General features: G+C 64.0%; 15 protein-coding genes. 9 read left to right on the top strand and 6 right to left on the bottom strand.

What is annotated here, in order from left to right:
• Nucleotides 1-145: 145 nt before the first annotated feature.
• The 4 genes from IPK69_12030 to IPK69_12015 form a co-directional block, all read right to left on the bottom strand.
• Complete coding sequence (locus IPK69_12030; protein QQS08701.1) at nt 146-2635, bottom strand: O-antigen ligase family protein; 2490 nt, start codon at nt 2633-2635, stop codon at nt 146-148.
• Nucleotides 2632-3807: an undecaprenyl/decaprenyl-phosphate alpha-N-acetylglucosaminyl 1-phosphate transferase gene (locus IPK69_12025; GenBank protein QQS08700.1), complete on the bottom strand. Its 1176-nt coding sequence runs from the start codon at nt 3805-3807 to the stop codon at nt 2632-2634. The genes IPK69_12030 and IPK69_12025 overlap by 4 nt, the downstream gene beginning before the upstream one ends.
• A gap of 92 nt (nt 3808-3899) precedes the next feature.
• The gene (kynU, locus tag IPK69_12020; GenBank protein QQS08699.1) at nt 3900-5252 is read right to left on the bottom strand and encodes a kynureninase; all 1353 of its coding nucleotides are present in this window, start codon (nt 5250-5252) and stop codon (nt 3900-3902) included.
• An 89-nt stretch (nt 5253-5341) separates the two neighbouring features.
• Nucleotides 5342-6445, bottom strand: coding sequence for an amidohydrolase (locus IPK69_12015; protein ID QQS08698.1), 1104 nt, complete (start codon nt 6443-6445; stop codon nt 5342-5344).
• A gap of 152 nt (nt 6446-6597) precedes the next feature.
• On the opposite strand from IPK69_12015, the gene IPK69_12010 reads away from it, so the two are divergent.
• From IPK69_12010 to IPK69_11985, 6 genes are all read left to right on the top strand, one after another.
• Entirely contained in the window at nt 6598-7146 is a 549-nt protein-coding gene (locus tag IPK69_12010; protein QQS08697.1) for a class IV adenylate cyclase, read from the top strand.
• 56 nt (nt 7147-7202) lie between these two features.
• Entirely contained in the window at nt 7203-8105 is a 903-nt protein-coding gene (locus IPK69_12005) for an aldehyde dehydrogenase family protein (protein ID QQS08696.1), read from the top strand.
• A 197-nt stretch (nt 8106-8302) separates the two neighbouring features.
• Nucleotides 8303-11830, top strand: a complete 3528-nt coding sequence (locus tag IPK69_12000; protein ID QQS08695.1) for a multicopper oxidase family protein — start codon at nt 8303-8305, stop codon at nt 11828-11830.
• A gap of 197 nt (nt 11831-12027) precedes the next feature.
• A complete protein-coding gene (locus IPK69_11995) occupies nt 12028-12978 on the top strand; it encodes a hypothetical protein (GenBank protein ID QQS08694.1) in 951 nt (316 codons plus the stop codon).
• Nucleotides 12979-13069: 91 nt separating this feature from the next.
• A complete protein-coding gene (locus tag IPK69_11990; GenBank protein ID QQS08693.1) occupies nt 13070-13765 on the top strand; it encodes a hypothetical protein in 696 nt (231 codons plus the stop codon).
• A gap of 238 nt (nt 13766-14003) precedes the next feature.
• Nucleotides 14004-14288 carry a hypothetical protein gene (locus IPK69_11985; protein QQS08692.1) on the top strand — a complete coding sequence of 95 codons (285 nt, stop codon included), beginning with the start codon at nt 14004-14006 and terminating at the stop codon, nt 14286-14288.
• 105 nt (nt 14289-14393) lie between these two features.
• On the opposite strand, the gene IPK69_11980 is transcribed toward IPK69_11985, so the two are convergent.
• Nucleotides 14394-15875, bottom strand: a complete 1482-nt coding sequence (locus IPK69_11980; GenBank protein ID QQS08691.1) for a site-specific integrase — start codon at nt 15873-15875, stop codon at nt 14394-14396.
• Nucleotides 15876-16014: 139 nt separating this feature from the next.
• On the opposite strand from IPK69_11980, the gene IPK69_11975 reads away from it, so the two are divergent.
• Genes IPK69_11975 through IPK69_11965 form a run of 3 tightly spaced genes read left to right on the top strand, consistent with a single transcriptional unit; the run spans nt 16015 to nt 18003 of the window.
• Nucleotides 16015-16308, top strand: coding sequence for a helix-turn-helix transcriptional regulator (locus IPK69_11975; GenBank protein QQS08690.1), 294 nt, complete (start codon nt 16015-16017; stop codon nt 16306-16308).
• Nucleotides 16220-17773: a DNA modification methylase gene (locus IPK69_11970; GenBank protein QQS08689.1), complete on the top strand. Its 1554-nt coding sequence runs from the start codon at nt 16220-16222 to the stop codon at nt 17771-17773. The genes IPK69_11975 and IPK69_11970 overlap by 89 nt, the downstream gene beginning before the upstream one ends.
• A 41-nt stretch (nt 17774-17814) precedes the next feature.
• Nucleotides 17815-18003, top strand: a complete 189-nt coding sequence (locus tag IPK69_11965) for an HNH endonuclease (protein ID QQS08688.1) — start codon at nt 17815-17817, stop codon at nt 18001-18003.
• On the opposite strand, the gene IPK69_11960 is transcribed toward IPK69_11965, so the two are convergent.
• Nucleotides 17975-18298 (bottom strand): hypothetical protein, encoded by a 324-nt coding sequence (locus IPK69_11960; GenBank protein ID QQS08687.1) that lies wholly within the window; start codon nt 18296-18298, stop codon nt 17975-17977. The two genes, IPK69_11965 and IPK69_11960, sit on opposite strands and share 29 nt — an antisense overlap.
• Nucleotides 18299-18464: the final 166 nt, after the last annotated feature.

Below are 18464 nucleotides of genomic sequence, written 5' to 3'. Positions count from 1 at the left end.
ATCTCGGCAGCGTCACGTCCGTTGCGGCGGGGCGTCGACTTCGTCCTCTTCCATCGCAAGCACTCGAAAAACACTCTTTGCCCGGGATCCAAACAGATCCCTTCCAAAAGGCCGAGACAAAAGTCTAGGAAACCACACACGCGAATCAAGGGGCATGATCATCCCGAGAGAGCCCCGCATCCCCTTCCCTGGACAATCTTTCGAACATCCCCCGCTGTTCCTTCGTCAGCCCGGCCTCCCGATCGAGCCCCATCAGTCCATCCAGCCGCAACGCCTCGCGCGCCAGGTCTCGCTGTCGAGCGGCATCCCCCATCTTCCCGGCTACCTCGATCGCCTGAACCACCGGCGACAACGCGTATGGATCGAGCACCCGGGCATGATCGAGCGCCTCCAGGGCCAAAGCGAGACTCGTCCTCGAATCTCCGATCTTCAACTCAGCCTCCGACCGGTTCACCGTCGAGAGCCACACCCAGTCCCCGGCCCGGCCACGGACATCCACCGCGCGCCGCGCCGCGTCGCCGGCAAACAGGAACTTCTCGATCGCCGTCCGCTCGTCCCCCATCGCCACAGCATCCGACGCCGAGTGCACCAGCAGCCCGCTCAACGCGTGCCACGTCTCCGCGTGCGTCGTCATGATCCGCGTCGCTCGGCCCAAGTCCTCCGCCGCCAACTTCATCTTCCCCTGCCGCCATGCCGCGTACGACTCGATGAAATGCTCGCGATCGTCAGGCCGAAGCCCCTCCGGCTCCAGCACCGCGCGGAGATCCTGCTGTGCCCGCTGCCGCTCCTGGGCACTCGTCGCCTCCGACGCGGCCTGACCCAACGAGTCCACCACCGGGAGCAAGTCCAACCGCTTTGCTGCTGACGCCAGCGCCCCCTCCCACCGCCACACACTCTCGAGCCGTGTCCCCACCACCACGACCGGCACCAGCGCCGCCACGCCCGGCACCAGCATCGACCATCGCCGACGCGAGTTGACGGCCGCGTGTCTAGCCTCTCCTCCGACACCACGTCCGCAAAGCGCCCGTCCCGCCCCCGCCACACCCAGCATCGCCATCACCCACGCCCCCGACGATAGATTCGTCGGCGTCAACTCGATCTGCCCGTGCGCCAGCAAGGCCGCACACCCCGCCGCCATCGCCACCACCCGTGCCGGCACACTCCAGCGCAGCACCACCAGCGACATCGCGATCGCCAGCACCAGCCCGGCCACCGTCGCGATCACGTTCTGGCTCGCCCCCGCGGGATCCCCGATCACCGCCGCGATCGTGTGCGAGAATCCGCTCACCGCGAGCAGCACCAGCACGATCGTGTACACCTCCGTCCGCCGATCCGAAGGGTCCGTCGGCCCATCATCCCCACTCTTCTTCGAACCGAGCGCCGCACCCGCCCGCCCGGCGAGTACAAGCACCACCGCGACCAACGCACATCCCGCGATCCCCAGCGTCGCCACATACTCAAAGAACATCGAGTGAGGCGAAGTCACCGACTCGGGACTCCGCGGATCTTTCACGATCTGATACATCGCCTGGAACGCGTCCGACCCCACGCCACGCCACGGATGATCCACCAGCATCCGGCACGACGCCTTGATATAGAACCACCGGAACAGCACGCTCAACTCGCCGACCCGTGTCCCGATCACCCCACGCACCACCACCATCGCGATCACCACAAGAGGCACCAGCACATACACCGTGCCGAGCACCCCCGCCCGCCGTACCTCATCACGCACGAGCCACCCCAACGCCGATGGCCTCGCCGTCAATCGATCGAGCACGCGTGGCAGCACCGCAAAGACCGCCCCCACGCACGCCGCGACCATCCCACCCTTCGACATCGAGAGCGCCAACCCAAACGCGCACGCCCCCATGCCGAGCATCGTCGCCATGATCGGCCTCGCTGCGTTCTCCCGCCGTTCCCGCTCCGCGCAAACAAACGCCCCCAGCCACGCCCCGCACGCCGCAGCCAGCACGCTCGCGTAAACGTTCGACAATCCGAACCACCCCGTCGCCTCTCGCTGCAAGAGCCGCCGCTCGAACAGCCTCGCATTCACCGAGTCCTTCGACCATCCGTGCGAATCCAGGATCCGCTCGCGATTCCGCTCAAACTCCGCCATCGTCTGCGGATGGTCGACAAAGAACTGCATCGCCCCCTTCGCGATGAGCATCCCCACCACCGCGAGGAGCACCGCCGACGCGAGCCGATGCAGCCGCGAGTCCCGTGACGCCGCATGCAGCGCGATCGCCCCGAAGAACGCCGCCGACCAGTTCGAGAACATCACAAGATTCTCAAGATTGAACCGTGGCGAGAACGCGTGCACGCCCGCCGGCGCAAGACCCAAGATCGCACAGCACACCAGGCACACCAGCCCCGCGACATTCGCCCGCCGCATCGAGAACAGCAACACCGACGACGCCACCAGCGACACCACATCCATCGTCAGCGAGATCGCCGGCGTCACCCCCGCCGAGAACGCCGGCACCAACAACGGATCCTCCGACCAATACGGCATCACCTCCCGCGTCGCCACCATCTTCGCCAGCACCATCACGCACACCACCATGCACGACACCGTCGCGACGGCCCGCGACGCCCCGCCTCCATCGGTTACGCCCATCTCGCGTTCGTTCATGCCCCGCGCCGTTTCTGCCGGGTCTCCGACCACTCAAAGAGCGCTAACGCCCCCAGAATCGCCGCGCTCTGCGCCCCGATCACCATCGCGTCGCGAGGCGTGCTCGTTGCCAGCACCGTCCCCCCAAGCCCAAACGCCGCCGCGAACAGCACGATCACCGTCACCGTCGCCCGCCGCGAAAGCCCACGCCGCTCGATCCGATGCGACAAGTGCTGCAAATCTCCCACAAACGGCGACTTCCCCTGCACCAACCGGATCAGCACCACGCTCGCAAAGTCATACAACGGCACCGCCAGCACCACCAGCGGCGTCAATGGCGCGTGCCACCCGGGAGCCGCGTCTCCAACTCGGATATACGTCAGCCGCACACTCAACACCGCCAGCACAAACCCAAGCAAGAGCGACCCGCCATCACCAAGAAAGATCGACGCGCCCCGCGTCTGCCCATCGTGTCCTCTCGGCCTCCACGGAAAGTTGAAGACCAGAAACCCCAGCGTCCCCCCCGCCACCAGCGCCAGCGTCCCCGCCACAAACCACTGCTCAAATCGCACCGCGGTGACCAGCAACGAGCACGACGCAACCAGCGCCACCCCGCCGCACAGCCCATCCATGTTGTCCATGAAGTTGAACGCGTTCATCACCACAACGATCCACACCGCCGTCAACCCCACCGACAACCACGCCCCGCCCACGTGCGCATCCATCAGCGTGAGCAGCCGCGTCCCACCGAACATCGGCACCGCCAACGCCGGAATCGCCATCACCGCCAGTTTCACAAACGGCCCCAATGGCCGCCGATCATCAATCAACCCAAGCCCGTGGACAAGAAACGCCCCGCCCAACAGCACCACGGCCTCGCGCCACCTCGAGAGCACCCCAGGCAGATGCTCCTGGACATCGACAGGAACGAGCGACGGATCGCTCGGATCCAGCATCTCCGCGTGTCCGTGCAGTCGGGCAAGCGACAGGAAAAGGACCATCGGCAACGCGATCGCCACAAAGATCCCGATACCGCCAACATTCGGCACCTTCCTCCGCGGCGCCTTCACCTGCCCTTCAACTCCCGCCGAATCGAACGCGCTCCACCGCCGCGCCACCCCGCGCACCACCACCGTCGCCGGCAGAGCGATCAGAAACGCGAGCACACCAAGAGCAAGGACATTCAGAATCATGCGGGAGAGATCGAGACACGCGTGGACGACTGGATGAAGATCGCGACCAAAGGCCGTTCAGTGTACCGAACCGACGCGAACTCCGCCCCGTCCTACTTCCGCGTCAGAATCTCGCGAAGGTGGTCCACGAACCGCCACACATCCTCATACGTCGTATACAACGGCACGGGTGCGGCACGGAGCACGTCCGGCTCGCGGAAATCGCACACCACGCCCCGCGCCAGCAACTCCTGGTGCAGCGCCCTCCCCGCCCCGCCCCCCGCGTGCTTCAGCCGCAGCGACAACTGCGACCCGCGCTGCTCCGGATCCTCAGGCGTCGTGACCTCCAAAGGCCGCCCCTCGATCTCACCCACGAGATAACGCAAAAACGCCGTCAACTTCTGCGCCTTCGCCCAGCGTCGATCCACCCCCGCCCTTTTGAAAATCTCCAGCGACGCCCGAAGCGGCGCCAACGCGAGAATCGGCGGATTCGACAACTGCCACGCGTCCGCCGATTGCACCGGCACAAAGTCCGGCGTCATCGCAAACCGCGTTGTCGGATCGTTCCCCCACCATCCCGCAAACCGCACAAGGCTCTGGTCCGCCAGATGCCGCTCATGCACGAACGCCCCGGCCACCGCGCCAGGCCCGGAGTTGAGGTACTTGTAACTGCACCACGCCGCAAAGTCCGCCCCCCAGTCGTGCAGCCGCAGCGGCACGTTCCCCGCCGCATGCGCTAGGTCCCACCCCACGACGATCTCCCGCTCCCGCGCAAACCGCGTGATCGTCTCCATGTCGAACCGCTGCCCGGTCAGATAGTTCACGCCCCCAAGCATCACCATCGCGATCGAGTCCTTCTCGCGATCAATCCGATCAAGGATGTCTTCCGTCCGCAGCGTCGCCTCCCCAGCGCGAGGCTTCAATCGCACGCTCCCGGCCTTCGTGTCAAACCCCGCGTGCCGCGCGTGAAACTCCAACTGGCTCTGGATCGCGTACGAATCGCTCGGAAACGCCGAGTCCTCAAAGACGATCTTGTACCGCTCGCGCGTCGGGCGATAGAAACTCACCATGAGCAGGTGCAGGTTCGTCGTCAGCGAGTTCATCGCCACAACCTCGCGCGCCGACGCCCCGGCGATCATCGACAGCCCCTCGCGCACAAACTCGTGATACGGATACCACGGATGCTTCCCGTGCAGGTGCCCCTCCACGCCCAGCCGCGCCCAGTCGTCCAGTTCCTGCTCCACCGCCACCCGCGCCGACTTCGGCTGCGCCCCCAGCGAGTTCCCCACCAGATAGATCGCCGCCCTCGACGCCTCGCTCGCGGGCAACGCCGCCCCCACTGTCCTCGCGATCTCCCCAGCACTCGGCAGCGCAAACTCACCACGGAACTCGCGCATCGGATCCGCCAGGTCCATCGCCACCGCGGCGTTCAACTCCCGATCAAACTCATACGGACTCGTCGTCATCGATTCCGATCTCCATCGCTTCGATCTCGTCTGGCCCTACCCACCCTCGTGGCACAGGCGTCTCGCCTGTGTCTACCTCTTCTCCATATTCATCCTTCAGATGTTCTGCTGTCCAGAATCCCCAACAACTCCCTCGCCGTCCCTCGCAACAACCGTTCCACAACATCCTCTCCCAGTTCCCCCCGCATCGACCACACCAACTCCCCCGCCTTCTCCTCGCCCAATGGGAAGGGATAGTCGCTCCCCAGCGCCACCCGCGGCGCCCCGAACTGCTTCAACAGAAGCCGAAGCGCTTCCGCGTCATGCACGAGCGAGTCTACATACACCCGCGCCACTCGCCCATCACTCGCCAGATACTCCCGCGGATCTCGCGCCCCTTCCGGAAACAAATCCCTTCGGCACGCAAACCCGTGCGCGATTCGCCCCAGCGTCCCCGGAAAACTCCCGCCCCCATGCGCGAACGCGATCTTCAGCCGCGGCAACCGATCCAGCACCCCGCCAAACATCACCGACATCATCGCGATCGTCGTCTCACAAGGCATGCCCACCAACCACGGCATCCAATACCGAGCCATCCGATCCACAGCCCTCGCACCATCGCCAGCCGACACCCCACCCGGTGCTCGCACCATCTGGTGCTGCAACATGTCCCACGGGTGCACGAACACCGCCGCCCCCAATCGCTCGGCACACGCCAGCACCTCGAACACGCCAGGCTCATCGAGGTTCAGACCGTTGACATTCGTCCCGATCTGGACGCCCCTCATCCCCAACTCACCCACGCAACGCTCCAACTCTCGGCACGCCATCCCCGGATCCTGCATCGGCACCGTCCCCAGCCCCGCGAACCGAGCCGGATGCGCCCGCACGATCTCCGCGATGTGGTCGTTGAGAAGCCGCGCCAGATCCAATGCGTCGCTCGCCGCCGCCCAATACGAGAACATCACCGGCACCGTCGACAGCACCTGCATCAACACGCCCGTCGCGTCCATCTCGCCAAGCCGAACCGACGGATCCCAGCAGTTCGCCCCGATCTCCCGGAAGAACGTCGTCGTCCCGTCCGCGTTCGATCGGCACATCCGCGCACACCCGGGCCCGCAGTGATCCAGCGCGATCCACCCCGGATATCCGGACCTTCGAGTCCAGTCCGGCCATCGCTCCGGCAGGATGTGCGTGTGCAAATCAACTCGCACGGCGTGGGATTCCTTGTCAACCATTCGGAACGCGCGGATCGTATGCGATTCATTCACCCATCTTTCCCGGCCGTCGATCAATGCGCGACGTTCACTCGCCGATACGCTCATCGCGTACGCCCTCTCGTCCCACGTTCTCGGTCCATCGATCCATGCACAACGTCGAGTTCAAAGCCGAACTCCGAGACCCGGGCCTCGCCCGGTCCATTTGCCACGCCCTCAAGGCCACCTGGATCGCCGACCTCGTCCAGACCGACACCTATTTCCGCACGCCCACAGGCCGGCTCAAACGCCGCGAGACCATCGGCGAAGAGACCGAATACATCTTCTACGAACGTCCCAACCTCGCCAGGCCCAAACTCAGCCACTTCGCCATCTACTCCGAGCAGCAGGCCCTCGAACGCTTCGGCACGCAACCCCTCCCCATCTGGGTCGCCGTCAAGAAACGACGATCGCTCTGGATGATCGGGAACTCCCGAATCCACCTCGACGCCGTCGAGAACCTCGGCAACTTCCTCGAGTTCGAGTGCCTCGTGAGTCGCGAGCACAACCTCGCCCGCTGCCACGACGCCATCACCGAACTCCGCAAGGCCTTCCAGCCCGTCATGGGCGAGGTCATCGACTGCAGTTACAGCGACCTCCTCGCCCGCCAGAGCGAGCACGCCCACGAGGAATCCCCCGACTCGCCGTACACTTGGTGAAGCGCGATCTCCCGGAGAGCCAACCACTCCACCGGGCCGCGCGACGGGAGCGATCCATGTCCACCAGGCTCGAAGTCCATAAGACTTGCAAACTCTACATCAATGGCCAGTTCCCCCGGAGCGAATCAGGCCGCACCACTCCCGCCCATGCCGCCGATGGCTCCCTCATCGCCCACGTCTCCCTCGCCTCGCGCAAAGACCTCCGAGACGCCGTCGAGCACGCCCGCGCCGCCCAACCCAAATGGGCCGCCGCCACAGCCTACAACCGTGGCCAGATCCTCTACCGCCTTGCCGAGATGATCGAGGCCCGCGCCAACGAGTTCGAGCACGAACTCGCTCTGTACCAGAAACCAGCAAAGCCTGCAGCGAAATCCGCCAAGTCCAAATCGTCCACGCCGCGCCTCTCGCCCGCCCACGAGGTCGCCGCCTCCATCGACCGCCTCGTCCACTACGCCGGCTGGGCGGACAAGCACGCCCAGATCCTCGGCGGCCAGAACCCCGTCGCCAGCCCCCACTACAACTTCACCGTTCCCGACCCCACTGGCGTCGTCGCCATCCTCTGCCCCAACTCGCCACCACTCCTCGCCATCGTTTCACTCCTCGCCCCTGTGCTCTGCCCGGGCAACACCGCGATCCTTGTCCCCAGCCAATCCGCCCCAACCATCGCCACCATCTTCGCTGAAGCCTGCGCCACCAGCGACATCCCGCCCGGCGTTGTAAATATTCTCACCGCCGATCACAGCGAACTCATCCCCCACATCGCCTCGCACCGCGACATCGACGCCGTCCACGCCGCTTGCGACTCTCTTGACCACGCTGCCGCCCTCCGCGCCGGTGCCGCCGAGAATCTCAAACGCGTCAAGATCCGCCAGAACACCGACTGGATAACGGCCCAGGGGGTCTCCTGGATCGAGCCCTTCGTCGAAATGAAAACCATCTGGCACCCGGCCTCGGTCTAACTCCCTCGCCCAAACCTCCACGACCCTCACCCCCACGAAAACCTGGGGATCAACCCGTTTCCAAGCCGATTCCCATTGTGCCCACCATGCTTCGGTGGTACGCTATGACCTTGGTATTCAGGGCCATCCGCCCGATCAGTGCCGTCCCAAGCGCTCACTCATACGCAGCGCCCCTGTCCGTGTGCAAGGAGTCTCCGATGCCCTCGCTCTTCTCGTGGTCCAGCGCCATCCGTGCGAACACTCTCGCCCTGGCCCTCGCCGTCACGCTCACCACACCCGCGCTCGCCGACTCCGTCGTCCTCACCCCAACCAAGGACGCCACACTCATCGAGGACGCACAAGGCGACTTCGCCAACGGCGGCGAGGACGGCTTCCAAGTCGGCCACACCAACCAGGGCGGCGCGGGTGAGGGCATCCGACGCGGCATCCTCGCCTTCAACCTCTCCTCCATCCCCGCAGGCTCCACCATCAACAGTGTCACGCTCAAACTGACCGCCATCCAGAACAACGCCAGCGGCAACTTCAACATCACCCTCCACAAAGTCCTCGCCGATTGGGGCGAAGGAACCTCCACCGGCGGCACCGGCGGCGGCTCCGGCGGCGCGCCCACCACCAACTCCGTCACCTGGATCCACCGCTTCTTCTCCGGCACCAACTGGTCCACCGCCGGCGGCCAGTTCACCGCCGGCTCCAGCGCCACCCTCTCCGTCGGCGCCACGGGCGCCTACACCTGGTCCAGCGCCGGCATGATCACCGACGTCTCCAACTGGGTGAACAACTCCTCCACCAACTTCGGCTGGATCGTCCGAGGCAACGAGACCACCCTCGGCAGCACCAAGAAGTTCGCCTCCCGAACCTTTGCCACAACCGCCAGCCGCCCGACGCTGACCGTCGATTTCACTCCGCCCACCGGCGCCTGCTGCCTCGTCGACGGCACCTGTGTCGTCGTCACCCAGGCCTCGTGCAACTCCCAGAGCGGCACCTACCAAGGCAACAACACCTCCTGCTCACCCAACCCCTGTCCACCGCCGACGGGCGCCTGCTGCCTCCCCAACCAAACCTGCGTCGTCCTCGAGCCCGCCGACTGCACGACTCAAGGCGGCACCTACCAAGGCCACGGCACTTCCTGTTCTCCCTCCCCCTGCATCGCCACCATCACCGACACCTTCGGCGCCCTCCAGGATACCACGATCTACGAGAACGCCACCGGCAACTCCAATGGCGCTGGAGAGTTCATTATCACCGGAACCACAGGCTCCATCTTCACCGAACTCCTCAGCCGCAACGGCCTCATCAAGTTCGATCTCTCCTCCATCCCCTCCAACGCCACCGTCATCAGCGCCACGCTCACCCTGCGCCTTCTCGAGACCAACGACTCCGCCTCGCGCGGCGTTTCCATCTACCGCGTCACCCAATCCTGGGGTGAGGCCGGGTCCAACGCGGTCGGTGACGAATACACCGGTGCCGCCGCACAGATCACCGATGCCAACTGGACCGTGAGAAGTTTCCCCTTCACCGCCTGGTCCACTCCCGGCGGCGCCTTCGCCACACCCGCCAGCGCGACCACCACCGTCTCCACCATCCTCAACACCTTCCACGACTTCACAGGATCCCAAGTAGCCGCCAACGTCCAGCAATGGATCCAGAACCCAAGCCAGAACCACGGGTGGATCATCCTCTCCTCCAACGCCCTCGGCGGCAACGCTCTCCGCGGCTTCGGCTCCAGGAACAACCCAACCCGCGGCAATCAACCCGTCCTCGAAGTCCAGTACCAGGTCATCCCCGCTACTGGCGCCTGCTGCTTCCCCGACGGCTCTTGCCAGGTCAACACCCAGGTCGGCTGCAGCTCCGCCGGCGGCTTCTACAACGGCGACAACACAAACTGCTCCCCCAATCTCTGCCCCCAACCCACCGGCTCCTGCTGCCTTCCCAGTGGCTTCTGTGTCACCGTCACCGCCGCCAACTGCCTCGCCTCCAACGGCACCTACAACGGCGACAACACCCTCTGCGCCGACGCCAACTGCCCCATCATCCTCACGCCCTACATTGACGCCCTCCCCATCCCAGGCACCGCCGTCCCCACCACAGGCTCCGCCGGCGGCGCCGCCCACTACGACATCGACATCGTCGAGACCACCCACCGCTTCCACTCCGAGCTCTCCGGCGACGCCTGGGTCTGGGCCTACGACGGCAAGTACCCCGGCGACACCATCGAGGCCTTCAAGGGCCAAACCGTCACCGTCAACTGGTTCAACAACCTCCGAAACGAGGACAACTCCCTCAAGACCCAGCACCGACTCAACGTCGACACCTGCCTCCACGGGCCCGACGTCACCGGCAACGTCCCCGTCACCGTCGTCCACCTCCACGGCGCCAAGGTCGCCAGCGAGTCCGACGGCGACCCCGACACCGCCTTCCCCCCGGGCACCGGCGCACCCCTCTACACCTACCCGAACAACCAGCCCGCCTGCACCATGTGGTACCACGACCACGCCCTCGGCATCACGCGACTCAACGTCTACATGGGCCTCGCCGGGTTCTATCTCCTCCGAGACACCGAGAGCAACGCCCTCAATCTCCCCCAGGGACACAACGACATCCCCCTGGTCATCCAGGACCGCTCCTTCCACCCCACGGGCCAACTCAAGTACAACACCGATCTCCAGGAAGACTTCTTCGGCGAGTTCGTCTGCGTCAACGGCAAGGTCTGGCCTTTCCTCGATGTCCGTAAGGGCAAGTACCGCTTCCGCCTCTTGAACGGCAGCAACTCACGCACCTACACCCTCGCCCTCTCCAACAACGCCACCTTCCACCTCATCGCCACAGACCTGGGCATGACCTCCACCCCCGTCCCCCTCACCTCCATCACCCTTTCTCCCGCCGAGCGCGCCGAGATCGTCGTCGACTTCGCCCCCTACTCCACCGGCACCACCATCGAGTTCGTCAACTCCGCCGTCGCCCCCTTCCCCAACGGCACGCCCGGCAGCGAAGTCCCCCAGGTCATGCAGTTCCGCGTCACCAACTCCCCCGGCGACACCGACGCCCTCCCCGCAACCCTCGTCCCCGTCACCCCCATGAACATCAATCCGGGCACGATCGAACGCTCCCTCGAACTCCGAAACTTCGCCGACGCCCACTGCCCAGGCCACGACGACGGCACCTGGATGATCAACGGCCTCCTCTGGGACGACATCACCGAGTTCCCGCGCGAGAACGCCACGGAAATCTGGTCCTGGGTCAACCGCTCACCCTTCACCCATCCCATGCACATGCACCTCGTCCGCTTCCAGATCCTCGATCGCCAGGCCTTCACCATCGTCAGCAACGTCGTCGTCCCCACCGGCCCGCTCATCCCGCCCTCCCCGTCCGAGACCGGCTGGAAGGACACCGTCCAGGCCTCGCCCAACATGATCACCCGCGTCGCCGCCCGCTTCGAGGGCTTCACGGGTCTCTTCCCCTACCACTGCCACATCCTGGAGCACGAGGACCACGAGATGATGCGGCAGTTCCGCGTCGTCTGCGTCGCCGACTTCGACGACGGCAGCGGCACAGGCCAACCAGACGGCGGCGTCACCATCGACGACCTGCTGTACTACCTCAACGCCTTCAACGCCGGAACCCTCAACGCCGACGTCGACGACGGCACCGCCACAGGAAACCCCGACGGCGGCGTCACCATCGACGACCTCCTCTACTACCTCAACCGCTTCAACGCGGGGTGCTGACGGACATCTCCCGCCGACATCCAGAGACCCTCGCACAACTCTTGTGATATCGCACAAAGGAGTCAGCCATATACCAACCCTCCCCAGTCGTGCGAACTGTGCTTGTTCTGTTCACCCTGCTCATGCCAGTCTGCTCTCGCGCATTCGGCCAAGGCCCTTGCGACCCACACTGGCTCCCGGGCGAGGGTGTGCCGGGATTGAACAATGATGCCCTATCCACCGCAGTCCTTCCCGATGGCGACCTGATCGTTGGGGGCCGTTTTTCGATAGCGGGCGGCGTTGCAGCAAGCCGAATCGCACGTTTCAACCCGACCACGCAGACTTGGTCCGCCCTCGGAACAGGTGTACTCGGGGATGTTCGGGCGCTGACGGTTCTCCATAATGGCGACATTGTCGCCGCCGGAACAGTCAGCTCTGCTGGCGGGGTTCTGGTGAACCGCATAGCCCGTTTCAATCCAACCTCTAGCACATGGACATCGCTTGGATCAGGCCTGAATGGCACTGTCCACGCGCTAGCTGTACTCCCGGACGGCAACATGATTGCGGGCGGTTTATTTTCATCAGCCGGCGGGGTCGAAGCAAACAATATTGCCCGCTATGACCCCGCCACGAACACTTGGTCAGCACTTGGCTCAGGCCTAGGCAGCACCGCGTTCGCCTTGGTTGTGCTCCCGGATGGCGATCTAGTCGCAGGAGGATCGTTCATCTCGGCAGGTGGAGCACTGGCAAACAACATCGCCCGCTACAACCCAACAACAAACACATGGTCGCCTCTCGGATCGGGCGTAAACAGCGCCATCTTCGACATGGCGGTGCTCCCAGATGGCGACCTGGTCGCGGGGGGATCATTCCAATCTGCCGGCGGGGCCCAGGCCAACCGCATCGCCCGGTATCGCCCGGCAACGAACCAATGGACCACTCTCGGATCAGGCGCGGCCGACATCGTCAACACAATCTCTGTACTCCCGGACGGCGACATTATCGTGGGGAGCAAATGGCCCGGAACAAGCACCGGGTACCAAGTCGCCAAGTATCAAACCGCCACAAATACCTGGACAACTCTTGGCTCAGGAACGATCGGCTTTATCGGCGCGTCAGCCGTTCTCCAGAATGGCGACGTGATCGCGGCTGGCCTTTACCTCAGTTAGCGGAATGGATGTCAATCGCATCGCTCGCTATCAGTCGGCCTCAGACACATGGACCACTCTTGGGCGAGGTTTGAACGACACCATTTCCAACATGACGGTGCTCCAGAGCGGCGAGGTGATTGTGAGCGGCGCCTTCACCACAGCGGGCGGAGTTGCGGTCAACCACGTTGCTCGCTACGACCCATCGACAAACATGTGGTCTGCCATGGGCTCGGGCGTATACGGCACCGAGTTTGGGATCAAGGCCGCGGTCGAGTTGCCTGGAGGCGACATTATTGTGGGCGGCTCATTATATCAAGTTGACGGAGTTCATGTGAACCGCATCGCCCGTTACAACACGACGTCGAGCACTTGGTCCGCCTTTGGGCCGGGCATGAACAACACGATCCGCGCCATGTGTATGCTCGCGGACGGCGACATAATCGCAGGAGGCGACTTCAACTCCGTCGGAAGTGTCACCGCTCGCAAGATTGCCCGCTATCACTCAGACACAAACACCTGGTCTCCACTTGGCTCTGGAATCGGCACAGATGATTTCGACAAGGTCAATGCGCTTGCCGTACTTCAGAATGGCGACGTGCTCGTGGGCGGATATTTCACTATCGCGGGCGGCATCGAAGTCAGCCATCTCGCACGATACAATCCTACCAGCGACACATGGTCGAATCCGGGATCGGGCACGAGCAGTGTTATTTTTTCATTTACGCCGCTCCTCAACGGCAACATTATCGTAAGCGGTAACTTCAGGACTGCAGGCGGAGTCAGCACTCGACTACGCGATATATAACCCATACATTAATACATGGTCGGCCTTTACCACATGGCCTGTGTCTTATACTATCAACGCATTTGTCGTGCTCCCAAACAGTGAAGTGGTAACAGGGGGCAGTTTTTCTAACGCATTCGGCGTGGCGGCACGTAATGTCGCCTTGTATGACTGGACGACAAGTACGTGGTCAGCCCTAGATTCAGGGGTAAACGATACCGTCACAAATCTAGTTGCTCTCCAGAACGGAGACGTCCTCGTGGGAGGTTCCTTCACCGCAGCAGGCGGCAACCCCTCCGCCTACTTCGCCCGATACACCTTTGGCAACTGCCCCGATTGCCCCGCCGACCTCGACGATGGCACGAACTCCGCCACACCCGACGGCGCCGTCACCATCGACGATCTCCTCTACTTCCTCGCCGTCTTCCAGGCCGGCAATCTCGCCGCAGACCTCGACGACGGCTCTACCACAGGCACTCCCGACGGAGCCGTCACCATCGACGACCTGCTCTTCTTCCTCGATCACTTCTTCGCTGGGTGCTGATCGACCACAGACCGGCACACACGCCGCACCCCAAAAAACACACAAGCCCCCGCACCATCGCGGGGGCTTTCTCGTTTCAGAATCCCGTCATCCCGGGAAAGACTCTCAAACAAATGCCGATTTTCGTCTGCATACTGCGGCTGGACTCAACTCGTCCTCCGCGTGCTCGAGACGGCCTTGCCCGACCGCCCGCATCAACTCCCCGATCATCGTCCCCGACTCTGCGATCGACCACCTTCGTTGGCACTCACGTGGGCAAGGAGCAGAGCCAGGGGACGAAACTCGGGACGGGTTTTCGTGGAGTCCCTCGTGAGTGCCGCCCCCATCTTCGGCCATGTCGCCCCGGTTTGTCAAATCATCAGGCGAGGAATCATGACGCGGACCACGCGCCGGCGGTTTGGGCTGGGCATTCCCATCACCCCGGCCGGATGCCGGCCAGAGACGCGGAAGTGCCGACAGGGCCGAGGCTTGCTCCTCGAGGGGTGGGATGTAATACCGGTGCTCGACCCGCCCGGAATGCCGCATCAGAAAATCCACCATTTTTTCGCTGGCGGTCGACCCGAGCACCGTCGCGAAGTACTTCCGGGCCGAGTGCGTGCTGAACCGACGGCCGCGATAGTCCTCGGCGGCGATACCGGCGGCGTCGCGATCAGCGAGGAATGTCCCCTTGCTCGGAACCACCGGGAACACCGGATCGTTCGGGCCGGCTGGAGCAAGTCCCGCTGCGGCAAGGTCGCGATCGACGGCGGCGAGATGGAGCCGGAGTTGCTCGACGATCTCGGGCGCGAGCGCACAGTCGCGGCGCTTGCGGCCCTTGTTGATCTCCGGTTCCCAGATCACATGCGGCACGGGATGGTCGAGCACCAAGTGCCGACGCTTCCACAGACTCGGTTCGGTCACCCGCGAGGCATGGGAGAACAGGCACAGCCAATAGAGCGCCCGATTTCCCTTGCACCGGCGGTCGGCCTGGTCGCGAACCCACGCGTGCAGGATGATCCTGCTGGCCTCGTCCACTGTCGCCGGTCGTGCCCCTTCCCCACCATCATCCTCAGCACGCTCGACTAGTTCCAGCGGGTCGAGCGATATGACTCCGGACCGCTTCATGTGCCTGCACAGCGATCTGAAGCACGAGAGATTGCGGTTGTACGTCGATCCCTTCCAGGCCTGAGCGCCCATCCAGGACGTCACCGCGGCGAACGTCACGTCTGCCGGCGATGACCATCCGCATTCACCCATGGCCTTGGACACGACCTGACGAAACGACGCGACGCTTCGGGGCTTCTTCCGGCGGCTTCTGAGGTACTCGAGCCATGCGTCTACGGCGTGTGCCAATGGCGTCCCCTCGGACGCAATGCGCCCGGCAACGGGACCACAGACCGTTGACGAGTCCGTGCCCGCCTCCTGAGTGCCAAGGGAGGAAGGCTCCATGCAAGGCATTACAGCACAGTCACTTGCGAGACGCAAGACCAAATGGGAGATCGTCTTGCCCGTGATCGGTTCCCGGACGTGAATCTCGACCACGGCGTGGCCTGTAAGCCTGTCAGAAGGGTCATTATCGGAGGGGACAAGTCGCATGGCTGCCTCCATTGGGCAGCCATGCCCGGGTGATCGGTCCTCAGAGACGGTTCTACCCGAATGCGGGCGTGAAGTTTTCATCACGCGCGTTTATGTGCCACGACGGCGCACTCGATGCGTCTGGCCCATGACAGAACCGCCTAGTAGAGACGTGCCCGCCGATGACACGATCGCCATCGAGGTCCTTCGCGAGATGCAACGTCGCGAGATGTCGATCAGCCGGCTGGCAAAGAAGTCGGGCGTTGATCGCTCGGTCTTGGGCCGATGGCTCAGCGGTGTTCGCAGCATCCGCGTCCGACAGGCCGTGCTTGTCATGCGGGTGCTTGGACTTGTGGTGGTTCCAGGGGCGAAGATCCATGGCCAAGGCCAAACCAAAGACCGGAACTCACAATATCGCGCCCAACCTGATCTCCCTGGCCACGCCCGTCGGCGACGTCTCGACTGACCCGGCGAACCTCAGAATCCACGATGAGCGCAGTATCGAGGCCCTGAGGGCGTCATTACGCCGGTTCGGGCAACAGAAGCCCATCGTCGTGGACGACGCCGGCGTGGTCGTGGCCGGGAACGGCACGTTTGAGGCTGCCAAGTCGCTTGGATGGACACACGTCGCCACGATCAAATCGGATCTGGTTGGCGTCGACCGGACGGCCTACGCGATCGCCGACAACCGCACTGCCGAACTCTCCAGATGGGACGACGACGCGCTCCGGCTCGTGCTGGCGGACATGCCCGCCGACATGGCCGAGTCGGCCGGCTGGTCCCAGGACGAACTCGCCGAACTCCTCACCGTGGACTCGGACGAGCCGGCGGTCGAGCACACGGCGCCAGATCTCTTGCCAATAGCCGTGACTCAGCCTGGTGATCTCTGGGAACTTGATTCGCACCGACTGCTGTGTGGAGATTCAACCGAGGACGACGACGTTGACAAGCTCATGAACGGCCATCGTGCGAGCCTTGTGGCGACCGATCCTCCCTACCTGGTTGACTACACCGGAGTACGTGCCGGCGATCGCGGCAAAGACTGGTCTGCCACTTATCGCGAGGTCGAGATTACGGATGCCGCCGGCTTCTTTCGATCGGTCTTCGGGAACATCGTCCGTGTGCTCGCGCCCAATGCAGCGATCTATTGCTGGCACGCGCACAAGCGACTGGTCGAGATCATTGATGCATGGCGATCGCTGGATATTCTCGATCACCAGCAGATCATCTGGGTGAAGCCGGCGGCCGTGTTCGGGTCGGTCTTCTGGCACTTTCGGCATGAGCCATGTCTCATGGGATGGGTGCAGGGGAGCAAGCCGACGCACAATGGCCTTCACGACTTCGACTCGGTGTGGACGTCCGCCGGTGACGCCATCCCACTCGAGCAACTCACAAAGTCCCAACTCCTCGGCATCATCAAGGACGCGTCTTCGGTGTGGGAGGTCGACTGGGAAGGCAAGTCCAGGCCCATTGGCAACGAGCACCCGACCCAGAAGCCCGTCGAGATCTTCGCCAGACCGATACGGAAGCACACCAAACGCGGAGACGTGTGCTATGAGCCCTTCAGCGGATCAGGCTCGCAACTGGTCGCGGCCGAGCAGCTCGGCCGGCGCTGTTACGCAATGGAGCTCGAGCCCGTGTTCGTGGACGTCGGAGTCCGACGATGGCAGATGATGACTGGGCGAGCCGCTAGGCTGGCCGGCGACGGGCGCACGTGGGCCGAGATCGCCAGGTCCCGCGGCGTCGACGTCGAGGAGCATGCGCCATGCCCACCAAGCCCAAGCACCCCTGCAATCACCCCGGATGCCACATCCTCACCGACCGACGATACTGCGATGTCCACGGACCCAAGCATGAGCCCGCGCCGGCGTGGAGGACCACGCAAGGGAGCTCGACCTCGAGGGGGTACGGTGCCCGCTGGCGTCGATTGAGGAAGCTGGTGATCGCCCGCGATCCGATCTGTGTGTTGTGCATGAAGCAGCCGACGAAGCACGTCGACCACATCAAGCCCAAGGCCACGGGTGGAGGGGAATCGCTCGACAACCTGCGAGGGTTGTGCGAGCGTTGTCACATGCAGAAGACCGCCAGAGACGGCCATGCGAGGAAGGCGGCGACGCGTCTGGCCAACACGATCAGGAGAGCCGGTACGCCTCGACAGTAACCGAGGTGACAGAGCTATACGAGACGAGGACGTTCGAGCTTCCATCGTTGAACGCCGGCGGAATCGGCCCGATGATCCGAGATTGTCCTGCCGGTATGGCGACCACCTGATCCTCCAGCACCATGGGCGGGAAGACACCGTCGCCCGGCCTGTTCTTGTTCACGCCAGCAGCAAGCGTCACATCGATAGACGCGCCGCTGCCGTTCGTGACCCGCAGGAATGAGTTTCCGCTGGTGTTCTTGATCGTGTCGCCACCGGCATTCGCGGAGATGCCAGCGGGGTTGGTGCCAATCATCGATGGAACGGCAGGCGTAATAGCAGCCATGTTCGGCCTCCAGGGCGGCTTCCACGGGCCGCGTTCGGCCAGACTAGACGCGGCCCACGTCGATGGCCAGCAGGCTGCCCAGGGCGTCCAGGACGCGGCATTGGGCATCCAGAGCGTCGTTGGGGGGAGGGGGGGC

The sequence above is a fragment of the Phycisphaerales bacterium genome (assembly GCA_016699835.1).
Taxonomy (GTDB): Bacteria; Planctomycetota; Phycisphaerae; order Phycisphaerales; family UBA1924.
This window is presented reverse-complemented; position numbering and strand designations above follow the sequence as displayed.

Excerpts from the sequence above, each read along its gene's own strand:
- IPK69_12000 (QQS08695.1), top strand. The coding sequence starts at position 8,303 with ATGCCCTCGCTCTTCTCGTGGTCCAGCGCCATCCGTGCGAACACTCTC.
- IPK69_11960 (QQS08687.1), bottom strand. The coding sequence starts at position 18,298 with ATGATTGGCACCAACCCCGCTGGCATCTCCGCGAATGCCGGTGGCGAC.
- kynU (QQS08699.1), bottom strand. The coding sequence starts at position 5,252 with ATGACGACGAGTCCGTATGAGTTTGATCGGGAGTTGAACGCCGCGGTG.
- IPK69_12030 (QQS08701.1), bottom strand. The coding sequence starts at position 2,635 with ATGAACGAACGCGAGATGGGCGTAACCGATGGAGGCGGGGCGTCGCGG.
- IPK69_11980 (QQS08691.1), bottom strand. The coding sequence starts at position 15,875 with ATGGAGGCAGCCATGCGACTTGTCCCCTCCGATAATGACCCTTCTGAC.
- IPK69_11965 (QQS08688.1), top strand. The coding sequence starts at position 17,815 with ATGAAGCAGCCGACGAAGCACGTCGACCACATCAAGCCCAAGGCCACG.
- IPK69_11970 (QQS08689.1), top strand. The coding sequence starts at position 16,220 with ATGGCCAAGGCCAAACCAAAGACCGGAACTCACAATATCGCGCCCAAC.
- IPK69_12010 (QQS08697.1), top strand. The coding sequence starts at position 6,598 with ATGCACAACGTCGAGTTCAAAGCCGAACTCCGAGACCCGGGCCTCGCC.
- IPK69_11990 (QQS08693.1), top strand. The coding sequence starts at position 13,070 with ATGACGGTGCTCCAGAGCGGCGAGGTGATTGTGAGCGGCGCCTTCACC.
- IPK69_12005 (QQS08696.1), top strand. The coding sequence starts at position 7,203 with ATGTCCACCAGGCTCGAAGTCCATAAGACTTGCAAACTCTACATCAAT.
- IPK69_12025 (QQS08700.1), bottom strand. The coding sequence starts at position 3,807 with ATGATTCTGAATGTCCTTGCTCTTGGTGTGCTCGCGTTTCTGATCGCT.